Genomic DNA, 17,326 nt, shown 5'->3' with positions numbered 1-17,326 from the left:
GATGCAGTTTGAGAGTCTTTCAGAATTTTTTGCCATGGGTGGCTACGCCTTTTACGTGTGGTTATCCTTCGGCAGCTGTGCGTTAATTCTTATCGCCCTGGTGGTTAGCTCTATCCAGGAAAAGCGTAAGTTATTACAACAGGTATCGGCACAGAGTGCTCGTGAGCAACGTATTGAAAAAGCTAAGCTGGCTAAGCAGCAGGAGTCGCAATCATGAACCCAAGACGTAAAAAACGCCTATTAACTATTATCGCTTTGTTATTCGGCCTATCTAGCGCCGTGGGCCTGACTTTGTACGCGCTGCAAGAGAATATTAATTTATTCTATACTCCGAGCGAGCTTATCAACGGCAAGGGCCCAGAGCTTGAAAAACCAAGCGTGGGACAAAAGCTGCGTATCGGCGGCATGGTAGTACCAGGTACGGTTAAACGCGATGATAACTCTTTATTCGTTGAGTTTAAGTTGATCGATTCCGGCCCCATGGTAACCATTCGCTATAAAGGCATTTTGCCGGATCTGTTCCGTGAGGGGCAGGGCATAGTGGCTCAGGGTACCCTGATTGAAAGCGATGTGATCGAGGCATTCGAAGTGCTGGCTAAGCACGATGAAGAATATATGCCTGAGGAAGTCGCCGAAGCGGTGAAGGGCATTAAGCACCACAAACCTACTTATAATAACAACGGCAACTAAGTTATGATCCCAGAGCTCGGTTATTTTTCATTAACCTTGGCAATGGTGCTTTGTGTGCTGTTGTTTATTTTTCCCATGTGGGGCGCGCACACAGGCAATTTACGCCTGATGCGTGCGGCACCGTCCTTGGCGGTGGGTCAGTTTATCTTTGTGCTGCTTTCTTTTGCTGCACTGATTTACGCCAGTCTTACCGATGACTTCACAGTGGCCTATGTGGCCCATCACTCAAGTAGTACCTTGCCTTGGTATTACAAGATCACCTCGACCTGGGGCGGTCATGAAGGGGCCATTCTGCTGTGGTTGGTAATGCAGGCAGGTTGGACGGCGGCGGTGGCGCTGATGTCCAAGTCCCTGCCTTGGCCATTGCGTGCCCGCGTGCTTGGCGTGCTGGGCTTTTTGGCCGTGGGTTTTATGCTTTACACCCTGTTGATGTCGAGTCCATTTGACCGCCTGTTGCCTTATTATCCGGTGGAAGGACGAGACCTTAACCCGCTGTTGCAAGACCCGGGCATGATCATTCACCCGCCACTTTTGTATATGGGCTATGTGGGGCTGTCAGTTTCCTTTGCCTTTGCTATTGCGGCACTTCTCACCGGTCAGCTGGATAACCTTTGGGCCAAGTGGTCGCGCCCTTGGACCATGGCGGCCTGGGGCTTTTTAACCCTGGGTATTACCATCGGCAGTTGGTGGGCCTATGCGGAACTTGGCTGGGGTGGCTGGTGGTTCTGGGATCCGGTAGAAAATGCCTCCCTGATGCCTTGGCTGGTAGCCACGGCACTGCTGCATTCATTAGCGGTGACGGAAAAGCGCGGTATCTTTAAATCATGGACAGTGCTTTTGGCCATTGCCGCCTTCTCACTGAGTCTATTGGGCACCTTTATCGTGCGTTCGGGCATTATTGTCTCGGTTCACGCCTTTGCCTCGGATCCGGATCGCGGCATGTTTATCCTTGCCTTCCTGGCCATAGTCGTGGGTGGCGGGTTAACGCTTTATGCCCTGCGCGCCGGTCATGTATCGAGTGAGGGTCGCTATAGCCTGTTCTCTCGCGAGGTGGCGCTGTGGCTGAATAATATTCTGCTGGTGGTGGCGACGCTTATCGTTCTACTGGGTACGCTCTTGCCTATGATCCATAAGGAGCTGGGTCTGGGCTCGATTTCCATCGGTGAACCCTTCTTCAATCAGATGTTTACCTATTTGATCGTGCCCTTTGCCTTATTGCTGGGTGCAGCGCCGCTGCTACGTTGGAAGCAAAACAAACTGAAGCAAGTGGCGGGTAAATATGGGTTAGGCGTAGTGATTGCCCTGGTGCTGACCGCCGCCTGGTTGTTCAGTAGCTTTGCCAAGGTCAGTGCTTTAACCTTTATGGCCACCGCATTGGCGCTGTGGATCATGGTGATGAGCGCTCAGGATCTGCTCCAGAAAACCGCGCAGGCGCAATCAATCAAGCGCTTAGGTTTAAGCTATTGGGCCATGCAATTGGGTCATATCGGCCTGGCGCTGGTGATTATGTCTGTGGCCCTGACTTCGGCTTATTCAACCGAGCGTGATGTACGTGTTGTGCCCGGCGAGCAGGTGGCCTTAGGTGGTTATGATTTCCGTTTCGATGGCGTTAAAGCCATTCGCGGACCAAACTACACCGGCCATGCCGGAGTGGTGACCGTATTTAAAGAAGGTGAGCTGGAAACCGTATTGCACGCGGAAAAGCGTCGCTACGATATCGGCATGCAGTTCATGACCGAAGCCGCGGTAGATGCTGGCCTGAGCCGAGATCTTTATCTAGCACTGGGCGAGCAGCTCACCGGTGGCGCCTGGTCATTGCGCATTTACCATAAACCCTTTGTACGGGTGATGTGGTTGGGCGGTATCTTGATTGCTTTGGCAGGCTTTATCGTCCTCTTTGATCGCCGTTATCGTCGTCGTAACCCCAAGGAGGCACAGGCATGAATAAAAAGTGGTTCGTATTAACGCCACTGGCGGTATTTATACTGCTGTGCGCGTTCCTGTTAAAGGGTTTGTTTTCCGACCCACGTGAGCTGCAAAGTGGCCGAGTAAATCAGGCACTGCCAGCCTTTGATTTGCCGGATCTGATGGAGCCGCAAAAGCGTTGGACCAATGCCGATATGGACGGTCAAACCTATTTGATCAACGTCTGGGGCACCTGGTGTCCAACCTGCTTGGCGGAGCTGGGTTACTTAACCGAGCTGCGCGAGCGCGGCGTGACCATAGTGGGTTTGTACTACGAGCAGGGTTACGACCCGGATTTCGGCGACCGCTTTGATTTGAATGCCTTGCAACAGGAAGTGCGGGATATGCTGGCCCGCGCCGGCGACCCTTATCAATTCAATATGCTTGATTTAGACCGCCAGTTTATTTTGGACTTAGGGGTCTCAGGTGCGCCGGAGACCTTCCTGGTCAATGGTGAAGGCAAGGTGCTGGTGCATCACACAGGTGATGTTAACGAGCGAGTGTGGCGTGCCAAGTTTGCGCCGCTACTGGGAGAATAACATGCGTTTTGTGTTTGTATTATTGGCCTTGGTATTTGCCGTTTCCGCTGCCGCGGTGGAAGAAAAGTACGACTTTGCTAACGACGAGCAGGCGGCCTTGTTTGCCGAGCTGACCAAGGAGCTGCGTTGCCCCAAGTGTCAAAACCAGAATATTGCCGACTCAGATGCCGTGGTGGCCAAGGATCTTCGCGATAAGGTGGAGCAACTGGTTAAAGAAGGGCAGAGCAAGGATCAGGTTATTGATTACATGATCGATCGTTACGGTTACTTTGTGCATTATCAGCCGCCTGTTACCCCTGCTACTATTTTGCTGTGGATTCTGCCTGGTCTGATCGTGGTGGGTGGTTTTGCCTTTATTATTCTGCGCCAGAAAAAGGCGGCGCAAAAAGCAAGTTGGTCTGAGACCGATGAGCAACAACTGCAAAAGTTGATCACGCGCTATAAGCGCAAGGAGTCTGCGTAATGTTGTCATTATGGGGGGCCTTTGCGGCCTTAGCCTTCGCCGCCTTGATATTTGTGTGCTGGCCTTTTTTCCGTCGCTTTGAAAGCGATGCAAACCCAAGCGTTAATGCTGAGCGCATCGATATCTTTGAGCAGCGCCAGCAGGAGTTGGCAGATGATTTAGCGCTTGGGCGTATTTCGCAAACAAGTTTTAATGAGTCGCTACTGGAACTTAAAAGACGCCTGTTGAATGATCTGGCGCCGGAGCAACAGCTGCAAAGCCGCGGTAATAACCGAATTTTGGCATTGACCGGTGCTTCATTTTTGGTGCTGCTTAGCGCAGTGTTCTATTATTTCACCGGTAGTCAGGCACAGCTACAGGCGTGGGAACAGGCCATGGTGGAGCTGCCAGAACTGGGTGAGCGCGCGGTGATGGGCAAGGGCGAGCCTCTTGATGCCAATGAGCGTCAGGCCTTGTTGCTTGGTTTGCGTACCCGCCTGGCTAAGGACGGTGATGATGCAGTGGCCTGGCTGATGCTGGGTCGTGTGGCCATGACCTTAAACGATTATGAAATGGCGATGCAGGCGTTCGACAAGGTTTTGGCCATGGACCCTGAAAATATCAGTGCCAAGGTCAGCTATGCTCAGTCGCTGCTGATCAAAGGTGATGATATGGCGATGAATCAGGCGGCCAAGCTGTTGTCGCAGGTGCTGCAGGTGCAGCCACAGAATATCGATGCCATTTCCATGCTGGCCTTGATAGCCTACGAGCGTAAGGATTGGGCCGAAGCCAAAAGCGCCTTTGAGTTGATCTTGTTGACCATGAATGAGCAAGACTCCCGTTATGCCATGGTCAGTGAACGCATTAAAGAAATTGATGCGCGTCTGGCGCAAGCGCAAAACAGCGAACCGACGCATAAGGTGCAGGTACAGGTGACTCTGGCCGATGACATAGCCGATCGTATTCCTCTTAATGCGGTGCTATTTGTGTTTGCCAAGGCCGCAGAAGGGCCTGCTATGCCATTGGCGGTTAAGCGCTTTGAGCAATTCTCTTTGCCCATGACAGTCACTCTGAGTGAGGCAGATGCCATGATGGCGCAATTGAGTTTGCAACAATTTGAGCAAATTCAAGTGATTGCCCGTATCTCAAAGGATGGTGACGTGGCCGTTGAACTGGGTGAGTTGGAAGGTAAATCTCAGCCCTTTAACCGCCATCAGCAACCCAGTGTCGATGTGACCATAGATACCTTGATTCAGTAGGATAGACGATGCTTAAAAAGACTCTAATAACCTTATCGGCACTGCTGCTAAGCGCCTGTGCTCAGGTGCCGGCGGAGAAGGAAGACCCGCGCGACCCGCTGCAAAGTGTTAACCGCCCTATTTATGACTTTAATATGGATGTCCTCGACGCCTATATTTTACGTCCTGTGGCGGTCGGTTATGTGGAAGTGACACCGGCGCCAGTGCGTCGCTCGATCGCCAATTTTACCGACAATATAGGTGCGCCCACGGATGCCATTAACGCTGCGTTGCAAGGCAAGGCGGATCGCACCGGTATCGCCATGGCGCGTTTTTTGGTTAATACCACGGTCGGCATTGGTGGTTTGTTCGATATTGCCAGCAGTCTTGGCCTAGAGTATGTGGATGAAGACTTCGGTCAGACCCTGGGTGTTTGGGGCATAGGTGATGGTGCCTATTTGATGTTGCCGGGTATGGGCCCGAGCACGGCCCGCAACCTCACAGGCGATGTGGTGGATAACTTTGTGTTGCCGGAAATCGCCCTGAGTACGCCGGAAACCATCCTGGTATTTGTGTTGAAAGTGGTAGAAACCCGTGCCTCCTTGATCCCTCAAGAGAGTCTGTTGAATGAGTCACTGGACCCTTATACTTTTGTGAAAGACGTTTATTATCAGCGTCAGCTGTATGAGCTGCACGATGGTAATCCGCCGCTGGTCGAAGAGCCGGAAGCGGAAGAATACGACGATGACTTCCTAGAGAATCTCTAAAAATCAGCAATAAAAAAGCCTGCATTTAGCAGGCTTTTTTATTGCTTAACTTTTTATTGAAAAATAAAGGCTTACATAATTGCCTTCATTTGCTCCTGAGCCCATAGAATGGCCTCATGGTAAGCATCGGGCACGCGTTTGGCATCAAGCTTCATCTTATCTATGGTGGCATTGGCTTCTTGCCACTGGGCATGCTCGTATTGTTCAACCAGGGCCAGGTAATCGCCCAATTCCCCCTTGCCGTGGAGCAGCGCCTCCTTGATATCGTCAGCCAGAGGTAAGCGCTCTACTACCTCATTCATGCTTAGATCTAAGATGGCATCAAGCAGCGACATTATGGCCGTTAAAAAGGCGCGCTCCGAGTCGATTTGCTCCGCATGCTGCTTTGCCAATATCTCGGCAAAACGAGCGCGTGTTAAAGACAGGCGTATAAGCTCGGCGGGTTTATCCGATGAGAGTTGGGCGGTATACAAGAGGGAGAGAAACTTTTTGATTTCCTTGTCACCCAGTACCACTAAGGCTTGATTAATACTGGTGATTTCCGTACGACGTTTAAACATGGCCGAGTTGGAATAGCGCAGCAATTTGTAGCTAAGGTTGACGTCGCGCTCGAACACCGCAGTGATCTTGGCCAAATCCAACTCTGTGTTCAAGGTTTGATAAAGCAGCTCAGCCAAAGTTAATTCAGAAGGCGGCAGCGCCTTGCTTTGCACTATTTCCGGTTTAGAGAAGAAAAAGCCTTGGAATAAGCTAAAACCAAGATCCATGGCATGTTGATATTGCTCATGGGTTTCAACCTTCTCCGCCAGCAGTTTAATATGAGGGAAGGGCTTAACGGTTTCAATCACTTCCTCAATTTGCTCCACAGGGGTTTGCAAATAGTCGATTTTTATAATGTCGATATAGGGGTAAAAGTGACGCCATTCATTTTGATGCTTGTAGTCATCGAGTGCCAGGGTATAACCGCGCTCTTTCAAATCCTTGATCAGAGCCAGCAGGCGCTGGCTCGGTTGCACCGTTTCGAGGATTTCCACGACGATTTCGTCGCTGCCCATGGTGGTGGCATAGCCCTTGGCCAAGGTTTCCAGGGAGAAATTAATATAGGCGGGCTTGTTGCCGGTTAACTCTTCAAGACCAAAAGTAAACTGACTGCCTTCGATAAGCCGTGAGGTGGCTTGGTCGTCATTGATCTGGGGGAAAACGTTATCAAGACCATCGCGAAACAGGAGCTCATAGCCTACCAGGGATTTGTCTCTATCGAGAATAGGTTGTCGCGCAGCGTAGAAATTCATTTATTACATCCATACCGGTTGCTGATCAGTCAGGGCCCAGTCCATTACAGAGCTATTGTATTTCTAACAATATATGAGAAATTGAAATGGCTTTCACCCAGTACTATATACTTTTGTTACCCCAGAAAAGTACTTTTTACGTTTAAACAACATACTTACTTTTGTTATCGCAATTATGGCGACAAACGCACTAATTGGAGTTGCCCCCGCTCGCCATGCTATAGTATGCGACTCGGTCTTGGTTTATGGCCGAATAAGACAATAACAAATAGCTTTGAGCCAGTGGCCAAGGCACGCACTATTTAGCGCTAAAGTTGGAGGCTAGTTTGGAATTAGGTACGATAATATCACTCGCCCTTTATTTTATTGCCATGCTTGGCATAGGCTTGTACGCCTATAAACAATCGACGGATGATGTGTCGGGCTATATGCTCGGTGGTCGAAATCTGTCGCCAAGTGTTGCCGCCCTGTCCGCCGGGGCTTCAGATATGAGTGGTTGGTTACTTATGGGCTTGCCTGGAGCCATGTATTTATTTGGCTTGAGCAAGGTATGGATAGCCATAGGCCTGGTACTGGGTGCCTGGGCTAACTACTTCCTGGTTGCACCGCGTTTGCGTGTGTACACAGAAAGAGCAAATGACGCCATTACCATCCCGGATTACTTTGCCAATCGCTTCGCCGATAACAAAAATATTCTTCGCGTTATTTCCGCCATCGTCATCATAGTTTTCTTTACCCTTTATACCTCATCCGGCGTGGTTGCCGGTGGTAAGCTGTTTGAGAACTCCTTTGGTATGAGTTATGAAACCGGCTTGTATGTGACTACCGGTGTGGTGGTGCTGTACACCTTGTTCGGTGGTTTCCTGGCAGTGAGCCTGACGGACTTCGTGCAAGGCTGTATCATGTTTGTGTCCTTACTGGCGGTACCGCTAGTCACTTATACCATGCTGGATCAGCCGGTGTTCGAAACGCTAGGCAACGCCAGTTATGACTTGCTGTTGTCCTCGCCCAAAGACAGCGAAGTGCATGCACTGAATATGATGGACTGGTTTGCCGGTGGTTCAACCATTGCCATTATTTCAGCCATGGCCTGGGGCCTGGGTTATTTTGGTCAGCCGCATATTATTGTGCGTTTTATGTCGGTACGCTCGGTGAAGGTAATGCCTACTATGCGTCGTATCGGTATGTCCTGGATGACGCTCTCCGCCATAGGTGCGGTGTTAACCGGTTTATTCGGTGCCGCCTATATGCTGGAAAACCAAATGCCTATCGATGATAAGGAAACCATATTCCTGGTGCTTGCCGAGCTGCTGTTCCATCCCTTGATTGCTGGCTTCTTACTGGCGGCGATTTTGGCGGCCATTATGAGTACCATTTCATCTCAGTTGTTGGTGTGCTCAAGCTCGCTGACCGAGGACTTCTACCGCATCTATGTGCGTCGTGAGGCGTCACAGAAAGAGTTGGTGTTGATAGGTCGTATCAGCGTAGTGCTGGTTGCCCTGTGTGCCATTTATCTTGCCTATGACCGCGACAGCTCTATTTTGGATCTGGTAAGTAATGCCTGGGCTGGCTTTGGTGCTGCCTTCGGTCCTTTGGTCTTGTTTAGCCTGTACTGGAAACGCATGAACCTGCAAGGTGCGATTGCCGGTATGGTGGTGGGTGCCGCCACGGTATTGTTCTGGATTTATGCGCCAATCAGCATTAACGGTCAGAGCCTGAGCAGCCTTATTTACGAGATTGTCCCTGGCTTTATCTTCTCTTGTATAGCCATTTTTGTGGTGTCGCTGACAACCAAAGAGCCAAGCGAAGAGTTGGTGGCTACCTTTGAGGAAGTAGAGGCTTCGCTGAAAGCGGAGCTAAAATAAGCCTAGGCTTATCGCTTGCTTAGAGACACAAAAAAGCCACCCTTAGTTCGCTAAGGGTGGCTTTTTGCTATCCGGGGAAGTGCCGCTTTATAGCCATTGCAGCGATTGGTTTATGCGACTTTGATATTCATCTATAGGCGCCTGTGCGGCGGCTACCAAGATGGCATCCCCCTTGGGAAAGTGGGAAATCCGTCCGGCAAAACGCTGATCGGAAAAATAGTCATCGCCCAGGTATTGGTTATTGGTCGGGACGATAAATACCGTCATGGGGCCAAACTGAGAATTAAATACCAGATGCAGACTTTTTTGCCCCTTAAAGCGGCAAAAACGAGCAAAGGTCACTTCACCGGGCAGGGCGCTTAATTGGCCACCTAGCTCGGCAAGGCGGGCATTGACCGTGGCCATATCCAGGCGGTCTTGGGCCTCCAGTGAGTCGATTTCGTGGTACACATGGGCCAGAGCATGCTCGCCTATGCTCAGGGTCGGGCTATTAAGCTGATACAGGGCAAAGGTAAACACCAGGGCGACACTTGCAACCAGCGCCAGATACCAGGGACGATTAGGGGAGCGTTTTAGGGGTTGGGTATTCGCGCTCGTATCATCGCTCATGCTTTGCCTAAAAATAATCTTATCGACCAGGTTTTCCGGCACCGACACATTCATGGCTTGGTGCAGCTCCTTATCAAAGCTTTTGAGTTCATTGACCAAACTCATGCGCTCAGGGTTTTGCTGTGCGTACTCAAGCAGCTCTTTGTCTTTATTCTGCGGCTGAGCTAAAAGGCGCCGGCGAAATTCGAGTTCATCCATTGGGGGCCTCATTAAATTTGTCAGGGTTACGAGTTAATGCGTCTTTTAGCTGGTTGCGAGCCCGATATAAGCGCGTCATTACCGTGTTCTTGTTGAGATTAAGGATGTCGGCAATTTCCTCGCCACTGCATCCGGCCATCACCTGCAATATCAAGGGCTCCCTGTATTCGTCTGGTAAGGCCATGATATGTCGCTGCAGCACGGTGAGCTCCATATCATCATCGAGGGCGGTATTGCGCTCATCGACTAATGTGTCTTGCTCGACATCGCTGTAATCAAACTGTTTACGTTCAAAGCGGCGGGCGTTTTCACGGCGCAATATGGTTAGCAGCCACGACTTAGCCGCGCCCTGATCCTGCAAGGAATCCAACGATCGCCACGCTCTTAAAAATGTTTCTTGGACCAGGTCTTCCGCCACAGTGGCATCCTTGCTTAACCAAAAGGCAAAACGATAGAGCTCTTTGTGGTAGACCTGCACCAGCGCTTCATAGCGCTTTTGTTTATCTGCCATGCCCATAAAGACCTGTAATGACGAAAAATTATTTCGTAAAAGGGGAAATTTTTGCACCTGGCTTGCGACGCAGCGCAAACCAGGCGAAAAAGGTTTTAATACAAGGAGTCTAGCTCAGCCTGTGGTTTATGGCTTGGGCGCGGGGTATAGGCTGCAGCCTTGGCGATAGCACTGTAGTCAACCTCGGTTGTACTTGGGCTGTACAGGGACTGGCGCAACTTGGCAAATTCCTGCACCGCATCCTGTGACCACAGAGCAAGCCAAGCATCTATGTTGCCATAATGGGACTTGGCGTAGGCGTCTATGGCCTGATAAAGGGCCTTACCATCATTCTTACCGCGGCGTCCTGGATTGATTGCACACTTGCCTGTGCAATAGGAGCTGTTTCCTGGCTTGGAGCTATAGTTTGTGCCTTGCTGCGCTTGTGACTAAACCACCAGAGCAGCAGAGTCACCAGCCAAAGAAAATAGCCGGGTAAGGCCAGCCACCAGGGCAGTGAACCGGGTTGCTCTTGAGCTGCACTGGTATTTTCGTTCGCACTCACATCGATATCCGGTGTGGTGGTTTGCTCAGTTTGTGGCGGCTCATTTGCGGCGACTTTAGTGCCATCGGCAGCGACTACGGTAATTTGTTGCTCGGGGACACTGGCCACCTGCTCACGCCCAGTCACGGTATTAAACCAGTTAATTGAAATTGCCGGCAGTGTATAGGTGCCCGGTTTTTGAGGCACATAGGCGATGGAGGTTTTGGTCTGGGCGATAATGCGGCCATTGCGAACCACATGAGTGCGCTCGGATTGATCTGCATAGCTGCGCACCGCCTCTATGTCGGTGCTGGTTAGATCCGGTAATTGCTCCTTGGTAACATTGAGCGCGGTGAGCGTGAGCGTCCGAGTGATGGGCGTGCCAACCTTTACCTCTTGCTCCAGACCTTGCCATTGCTCGCTTAAATCTACCAACTCGCTGGGCAGCCAGGCGCCGCTGTACTGTGCCGGGGTGGGCTTAATATCCACTAACTGATCCTTACCGCGGGCGCTGATGGCCACTGGTCGGTAGTTTACACGGACTTTACCTTCGAATACCGGTGCTTGCAGCTCAAAGGTGCCGCTTTTTTGCGGTTGGATCAGATACTCGCGCTGGATCACCCGATAGCGGCGGCCATCAATCACTTCCTGGCTTTCGCTGTCGCGGCCCAACTGAGCCACATTCGCGTCACCCATTGCTGGGGCTGACATGGCCGCATCAATAAGGTCGACGCCAACATAAAGTTTGACGGTATAAATAGCCGCCTGTTGCACATACAAGGAGGCCGGCGTCAGCTCGGTTTTAATAAAGGCGTTATTGTCATCGCTCTGTGCATCCTTATTGGCGACCACGTTAAGGGTAAAGGGCGTGGAGCTGATGCCCTGGATTTCGAAAGCCGGGATCTCATATTGGCCCGGATCACGGGCCATCAATTCCACCCGCCAGCTGGTTTTACGGCTGATCACACCATTGATGATCTGGGTGTTGGTACTGCGATAGGTAGGGCCGACCACAAAGTCTTGCAACAGGACCTGGGTGTCTGGTTGGCTGTCTGTTATGGCGTCATCGGCGTTCAGGGTCAACATAAAGTATTCACCGGCGGACACAGGGTTTTTATCGACGCTGGCTTCAAGCTGCGACAAGGCCAAGGTCGGCAGGCTTAAGCAAATAAAGCAAATATATAAAAAACTTCTTACCATGACTTCTCTACTCCTTGTGGTAAGCGGCGGCGATGACTTTGGCGTTGCTGAGCTTCTAATTGCATCTTGTTGCGCAGTAGGATTTCCGGGTTGTCGGGGATTTTCCGTAGCAGTTGATTGAGCTGTTGCGCTTTTTCGCGCTCTTCTGGGCTAAGTGCGGCACTGGCCATGGCAGCCTGTTGCTCAGCATCCTGCTCTCCCTTTTCGGCGCCAGGCTCTTGTTCGTTCAACGCTTGCTGCTGTAATTTGCCTTCTTGCTCTTGTGAGCTATCGGCTTCGGGCGATTCCTTAGGCGATGCTGCGGCATTATTTTTTTGCTTGGCATCTTGCTCGTTAGATTGCTCGCTCGAAGATTCATCCGCTTCTTGTTGCTCGTTTTGCTCTGATTGCTCTCCGGCTTGGGCGCTGTTTTGCGGGCGGTTGCGCTCATTGCTGTTACGCTCGTTTTGCGTGCTGCTGCCACCATTTTGTTGCTCGGAGTCGTCTTGTTGTTGCGACTCACCTTGTTGCTCACCGCTTTGCTGCTGGCCGTCACCTTGTTGTTGGCCATCTTGCTGCTGTTGTTGCGAGTCCTGGTCTTGGGAGCCTTGCTCCTGCCCCGAATCACCTTGTTGATTTTGTTGCTGCTCTTGCTGCTTTTTCAACTGCTCCAGGGTCGCCTTATTGGCCTTGGCGGCCTCCAGGTTTGGGTCTTTCTCCAAAGCCTGCTGATAGCGCTCCAGGGCCGCATCAATATCACCCAGCTGCGCCAGGGCATTACCTTGGTTATACAGGCCGGTGGCCGAGTTATCCTTGTTAAAATCCGCCAAGGCACCTTGGTAATCCTGCTGCTGGTATTTGGCGGCGCCACTGAGCAAAGGATTTTGCGCCTGTGCCGCCTGTTCATAGGCCTTATCATGATAGGCATTCAGGGCGTTTTGCTCGGCATTATTAAACCAGGACTGGCCGCTGGCGGCATAGGCCGGGCTCCATATTTGCGGTATCAGCACTAAGGCGGCGCCCAGCATAATGGCGCGGCGTTGCAGTTGCCATAGCAGCAAGGGCAGAACCAATAACGCCAGATAGATGCCGGCGTCGATTCGCCACAGGGTTTGCTGGTTTTGTGCCTGTTGCGTCATTTTTTCGCCTTTGGAAACCGCCAATACGCCAAGGTTTTCACTGCTTGGCTGATAACGGATCAGTTTACCGCTTCCCAATCTCGCCAGCCGCTGCAGGCGCTCAAAGTTAGTTTTAGGAATGACGATTTGTCCCTGATTGTCTTTTAAGAAGCCGCCATCAGGCAGGCTGATGGGAGCACCTTGCTTACTGCCGATGGCATAGATATGCAAACGGTAATCATTGTTGCTGAGCCAAGAGCGGATATCGTCTTCTTCTTCTCTATCTATGCCGTCGCTGATAAGAATTATGTCCCCTTGCGGGTAGTCGGCCTGCCCCAGCAGCTCCTGTGCCAGGGTCAAGGCCGCCATCACATTACTGCCTTGCTCCGGCATAATATCCGGGCTTAGGCTGGGGATAAGATTGGTCAGGGTTTGACTGTCCGAGGTCAGCGGCGAAATGGTAAAAGCATCGCCGGCATAGGCGATAAGCGCCGTTTCACCTTCTTTAAACAGCTCCACCATATCCAGGGCTTTAAAGCGGGCCTGTTGCAGTCGGTTGGGGCTGATATCCGTGCTAAACATGGAGCGGGACATGTCCATCACCATAACACGTGCCATTTTCGCCTCATACACAGGCAGCTCTTGCTTGCTAAAGCTGGGGCCGGCTATGGCTACCACCATAAGTGCCAGCAGCAGAGCGTTGAGCAGGCCATTGTTTTGTCGTTGCTCAGCGCCTTCTTGCATCACTTGTGCCGCCAAATGGGGGGCGATCAGGGGCTGTTGCTGTTGCTCGCCCTTATCGGCAATCAGACGCCAGATCAGATAGAAGCCCGGCAGTAGCAGTAACCATAATAGTTGCGGTCGTAAGAAAATAAATTCGGTCATAATTGCTCTCCTGCAACACGTTGTAGGGCAGATGCAAAGCGGTGCCAAACCGTGGCTAACAAGAGTATTAAGAAACTCAATAATAAGGGAAGGTAGAAGAGTGCTTCTTCCGGGCGCACCGTTTGCTCTTCTTTTGCTAACGGCTCCAGGGCGTCCAGCTCTCGGTAAATATTGGCCAGACTACGGGTGTTGGTGGCACGAAAATAACGGCCGCCGGTTTCCTTGGCCAGATGAGTGAGTAGGCGCTCATCCAAGGACGCACCACCACCCATGGAAAACAAACCACCACCAAAGTTACCGTCGGATCCGACGCCTATGGTGTACACCTTCACTTGTGCATCCTTCGCCAGTATCAAGGCTTCCTCCGGGGTAAGGTTGCCGGCGGTGTTTTGGCCGTCTGTGAGCAGGATCACCACCTTATTGGATGCGGATTTATCATTAAAGCGTTTAACCGCTAAACCCAGGGCATCGCCGATGGCGGTGGCGCGACCCACCAGGCCTATTTGCGCTTCTTTAAGCATTTGCGCCACTGTATCCAGATCCCGGGTCAGGGGGGTTTGTAAAAAGGCGGTATCGGCAAAAAGAATAAGGCCGAGCTGATCGCCCTGACGCTCACTAATAAAGTCGCTAAGCACGCTTTTAACCACACTTAAGCGGTCTACATAGCGCCCTTGATAGGCCATATCCTGCTCGCGCATGGAGCCGGACAAATCCACCGCCAGCATAATATCTCGCCCTTCATTGGCTAAAGTGATGGGCTCGCCACGATACACGGGGTTAGCTAAGGCGCTTACCAGGGCCAACCAGGCCAGAGCCAGCAGCCAATGCGGCCAGCTTTTGTTGGCGGTGGTCTGGGTTTTTGCCTTAGCCTGATAAGCCAGGGAGTCGATACGCAGCAACAGGCTGCTGTGCGTTTTTTTGCTATTTTGCACCCAGGCCAGTAACCAGGGCAGGGGTACAAGGATAAACAGCCAGGGCCAGGAAAACTCAAACATCCAAAGTCTCCTTGGTTTTAAACTGCACTAGGGCCTGCTTTAGTTTCTGCGCCAGCTCATGTTGCGCGCTTCTCCCTTGATATAGGGCATTAAGTTCATCGGCGTTAAAGCTCAGGCCGCTCAACTGAGACAGGGTTAAGGCCCATTGCTGGCCACTCAGGGCACTGACCTTGGCGCCGTAATAATGCTTGCACAGGCGCTTTAGCAGTTGATGTAAGCCCAGTGCCGTTTCCTGCTCTGCCAATTGCAGGGCGTGGCGTTTGGCGCGCAAGTGTTGCTGTTGGCGACGATAAACCAGTACGGCGGCTATAACCAAGAGTATCAGCAGGGCGCCTAAGAGCCACCAGGCCGGACCCGGTGGCCAACTGGAAACCTCAGTGGGAACTATGACATCGGCCAATGGTAATGTGGGGGCTGACTGCATTTACAAACTCCCTTCATAAAACTGTTGTTCCAGCGCCTTGGCGGCAGTGATTTCTACCAAGGAATGGCAATATCGGGCCAACTTCTGCTGGCGCAAAGCGCCGAGTTGCTGTGCCTGCTGGTTAAAGCGGCGGCGAAAGCCGGCGTCGTGCAGGGGCAGGCTAAATTGCCCCTGATGACTGCGCACATTCACCGCTTCTGGATAGTGTGGCAGGTGCTGCTCAAAGGGATCGCTGATCACGCAGGCGACCACTTCACAATGGCGAGCCAGGCGCTGCAGTTCACGCTCAATGGCCGGGCTGTCACCCTGTTGCAATACCGCAAAGTCACTGAGCAGATAGACGGTGCAGCCGGGCTTGGCCAGCTGGTTTAAGCGCTGTAACTGGGCCAGTAAACCTGTGTTGGCGGGGCCACCCTTGGCGGGGGCACCATTGGCGGGGGCATTGGCAGAGCCATTACTACCGGCGCTATCAATAAGGTTCTGTTGTTGTTTATGGCTGTCGAGCAGGCCGTGAAACACCCTTAATACCGCTTTATCTCGGCTTTGTGGGCGAAACTCATGATGTTGTTGGTCATTGAAAACCAGGGCGCCGAGTTTGTCGCCCCGGGCACAGGCAGACCAGGCGATAAGGGCTGCAAGGTGCGCCGCCTGTACAGATTTAAATAACAACTGAGAGCCAAACTGCATGCTGGCACTAAAGTCCACCAACATTAGCACCGGGCGTTCCTTTTCTTCCTGAAACAGCTTGGTATGAGCCTCGCCGGTACGGGCGGTGACACGCCAGTCGATGCTGCGCACATCATCGCCGCTTTGATAATGGCGTACTTCGGCAAATTCCATGCCTCGGCCCTTATGCGGCGCCAAATACTGGCCACTATGGGGGCTGCGAATGCGTTTACGCACCGCTAAGTCCAGCAATTGGGTTTTACTCTTGTAATAAGTGAGCTCTTTTAAAGCCAGGCTATGGCCGTTGCTATGTAACTGCTGTAGCCATTGCTGCACACTCAGTGCTGACTTCCACTTAGCCATTAAGGCACTGCCACGCGCTCTAAGATGCGCGTTAACACCTGATCTTTACTGATCCCCTCGGCCTGGGCTTCGTAGCTGAGGATGATGCGGTGGCGCAGCACATTATGAAAGACCGCCTGAATATCTTCCGGGCTAACAAAGTCGCGGCCATTCAACCAGGCATGGGCACGCGCCGTCCGGTCCAGCGCTATGGTGGCCCTTGGGCTGGCGCCGTATTCAATCCAGTTGGCCAGCTCATCATCAAAGCGCAAACCATCGCGGGTAGCTATGACCAGCTGCACCAGATATTGTTCTAGCGGCTCGGCCAAATGCAGTGCCAATACCTGTTGGCGGGCATCAAACAAATCGGCCTGAGATATAGGCTCGATAGTAAGCTGCTCACCGGCCAGGGCTTCACCACGAGTCAGACGTAAAATCGCCAGCTCAGCTTCGGCATCCGGGTAATCGATATTGAGGTGCAGTAAAAAGCGGTCAAGTTGGGCTTCTGGCAGCGGGTAGGTGCCTTCTTGCTCCAGCGGGTTCTGTGTCGCCATCACCATAAACAGCTGCTCCAGTGGGTAGGTGTTTTTGCCCACTGTGATTTGGCGCTCGGCCATGGCCTCCAGCAGGGCCGACTGCACCTTGGCCGGGGCGCGGTTTATTTCGTCCGCCAGCACCAGGTTGTGGAACAGCGGGCCCGGCTCAAACACAAACTCGCTGGTTTGTTGGCGATAAATATCCGTGCCGGTGACATCCGACGGCAATAAATCTGGAGTAAACTGAATGCGTTGAAAACTGCCCTCAAGGCCTTTGGCCAGGGCGTTTACCGCGCGGGTTTTGGCCAGTCCGGGAGGGCCCTCAACGAGCAGGTGACCGTCCGCCAATACGGCAATAAGTAGGGACTGAGTGAGCTGGTGTTGACCGATGATTTGGGTATCTAAATAGGTTTTTAATTGTGCAAACTTAGAAACTGCCATAAGTGTACTTGTCCTTGCCGGCATATTTAAATGCAGTGAAAAATAGGGCGCGTGTCATAATTTGGTTACGCCTAACAACGCCTGTTAGGCATTGCTACAGC

General features: G+C 52.0%; 18 protein-coding genes. 8 read left to right on the top strand and 10 right to left on the bottom strand.

What is annotated here, in order from left to right:
* The first annotated feature begins 1 nt into the window (after nt 1).
* From ccmD to C2M35_RS01350, 7 genes are read left to right on the top strand one after another with little or no spacing between them, the layout of a single operon-like run.
* Nucleotides 2–217, top strand: a complete 216-nt coding sequence (gene ccmD / locus C2M35_RS01380; RefSeq protein ID WP_105200726.1) for a heme exporter protein CcmD — start codon at nt 2–4, stop codon at nt 215–217.
* Nucleotides 214–690, top strand: coding sequence for a cytochrome c maturation protein CcmE (gene ccmE, locus C2M35_RS01375; protein ID WP_105200725.1), 477 nt, complete (start codon nt 214–216; stop codon nt 688–690). The genes ccmD and ccmE overlap by 4 nt, the downstream gene beginning before the upstream one ends.
* Before the next feature lie 3 nt (nt 691–693).
* On the top strand, nt 694–2,634 hold the full coding sequence (locus C2M35_RS01370) for a heme lyase CcmF/NrfE family subunit (RefSeq protein WP_105200724.1): 1,941 nt from the start codon (nt 694–696) through the stop codon (nt 2,632–2,634).
* Nucleotides 2,631–3,194 carry a redoxin family protein gene (locus tag C2M35_RS01365; protein ID WP_105264448.1) on the top strand — a complete coding sequence of 188 codons (564 nt, stop codon included), beginning with the start codon at nt 2,631–2,633 and terminating at the stop codon, nt 3,192–3,194. The genes C2M35_RS01370 and C2M35_RS01365 overlap by 4 nt, the downstream gene beginning before the upstream one ends.
* A 1-nt stretch (nt 3,195) precedes the next feature.
* Nucleotides 3,196–3,657, top strand: a complete 462-nt coding sequence (locus tag C2M35_RS01360; RefSeq protein ID WP_105200722.1) for a cytochrome c-type biogenesis protein — start codon at nt 3,196–3,198, stop codon at nt 3,655–3,657.
* The gene (ccmI, locus tag C2M35_RS01355; protein ID WP_105264447.1) at nt 3,657–4,895 is read left to right on the top strand and encodes a c-type cytochrome biogenesis protein CcmI; all 1,239 of its coding nucleotides are present in this window, start codon (nt 3,657–3,659) and stop codon (nt 4,893–4,895) included. Before C2M35_RS01360 ends, ccmI begins: the two co-directional genes overlap by 1 nt.
* A gap of 8 nt (nt 4,896–4,903) precedes the next feature.
* On the top strand, nt 4,904–5,641 hold the full coding sequence (locus C2M35_RS01350) for an MlaA family lipoprotein (RefSeq protein ID WP_105264446.1): 738 nt from the start codon (nt 4,904–4,906) through the stop codon (nt 5,639–5,641).
* Nucleotides 5,642–5,712: 71 nt separating this feature from the next.
* On the opposite strand, the gene C2M35_RS01345 is transcribed toward C2M35_RS01350, so the two are convergent.
* Nucleotides 5,713–6,933, bottom strand: coding sequence for an EAL and HDOD domain-containing protein (locus C2M35_RS01345; protein ID WP_105264445.1), 1,221 nt, complete (start codon nt 6,931–6,933; stop codon nt 5,713–5,715).
* Nucleotides 6,934–7,259: 326 nt separating this feature from the next.
* On the opposite strand from C2M35_RS01345, the gene putP reads away from it, so the two are divergent.
* Complete coding sequence (gene putP / locus C2M35_RS01340) at nt 7,260–8,798, top strand: sodium/proline symporter PutP (protein ID WP_105264444.1); 1,539 nt, start codon at nt 7,260–7,262, stop codon at nt 8,796–8,798.
* A gap of 87 nt (nt 8,799–8,885) precedes the next feature.
* Here putP and C2M35_RS01335 read toward each other — a convergent pair whose 3' ends face one another.
* The 9 genes from C2M35_RS01335 to C2M35_RS01300 all read right to left on the bottom strand — a co-directional run bounded on the left by C2M35_RS01335 (nt 8,886) and on the right by C2M35_RS01300 (nt 17,225).
* Complete coding sequence (locus C2M35_RS01335) at nt 8,886–9,605, bottom strand: DUF3379 family protein (RefSeq protein ID WP_158677889.1); 720 nt, start codon at nt 9,603–9,605, stop codon at nt 8,886–8,888.
* Nucleotides 9,598–10,173, bottom strand: a complete 576-nt coding sequence (locus C2M35_RS01330; protein ID WP_267894348.1) for a sigma-70 family RNA polymerase sigma factor — start codon at nt 10,171–10,173, stop codon at nt 9,598–9,600. Before C2M35_RS01330 ends, C2M35_RS01335 begins: the two co-directional genes overlap by 8 nt.
* 38 nt (nt 10,174–10,211) lie before the next feature.
* A complete protein-coding gene (locus tag C2M35_RS15630; RefSeq protein ID WP_158677888.1) occupies nt 10,212–10,352 on the bottom strand; it encodes a hypothetical protein in 141 nt (46 codons plus the stop codon).
* A 65-nt stretch (nt 10,353–10,417) separates the two neighbouring features.
* Complete coding sequence (locus C2M35_RS01325) at nt 10,418–11,839, bottom strand: BatD family protein (protein WP_105264442.1); 1,422 nt, start codon at nt 11,837–11,839, stop codon at nt 10,418–10,420.
* Nucleotides 11,833–13,821 (bottom strand): VWA domain-containing protein, encoded by a 1,989-nt coding sequence (locus tag C2M35_RS01320; RefSeq protein WP_105264441.1) that lies wholly within the window; start codon nt 13,819–13,821, stop codon nt 11,833–11,835. Before C2M35_RS01320 ends, C2M35_RS01325 begins: the two co-directional genes overlap by 7 nt.
* Complete coding sequence (locus C2M35_RS01315; RefSeq protein ID WP_105264440.1) at nt 13,818–14,816, bottom strand: vWA domain-containing protein; 999 nt, start codon at nt 14,814–14,816, stop codon at nt 13,818–13,820. The genes C2M35_RS01320 and C2M35_RS01315 overlap by 4 nt, the downstream gene beginning before the upstream one ends.
* Nucleotides 14,809–15,240, bottom strand: coding sequence for a DUF4381 domain-containing protein (locus C2M35_RS01310; protein WP_105200712.1), 432 nt, complete (start codon nt 15,238–15,240; stop codon nt 14,809–14,811). Before C2M35_RS01310 ends, C2M35_RS01315 begins: the two co-directional genes overlap by 8 nt.
* Nucleotides 15,241–16,269, bottom strand: a complete 1,029-nt coding sequence (locus C2M35_RS01305) for a DUF58 domain-containing protein (protein WP_105200711.1) — start codon at nt 16,267–16,269, stop codon at nt 15,241–15,243.
* Nucleotides 16,269–17,225, bottom strand: a complete 957-nt coding sequence (locus tag C2M35_RS01300) for an AAA family ATPase (RefSeq protein WP_105200710.1) — start codon at nt 17,223–17,225, stop codon at nt 16,269–16,271. Before C2M35_RS01300 ends, C2M35_RS01305 begins: the two co-directional genes overlap by 1 nt.
* Nucleotides 17,226–17,326: the final 101 nt, after the last annotated feature.

Origin of the sequence: Pseudoalteromonas sp. T1lg76, assembly GCF_002964725.1 — a bacterium.
Classification (GTDB): domain Bacteria; phylum Pseudomonadota; class Gammaproteobacteria; order Enterobacterales; family Alteromonadaceae; genus Pseudoalteromonas.
This window is presented reverse-complemented; position numbering and strand designations above follow the sequence as displayed.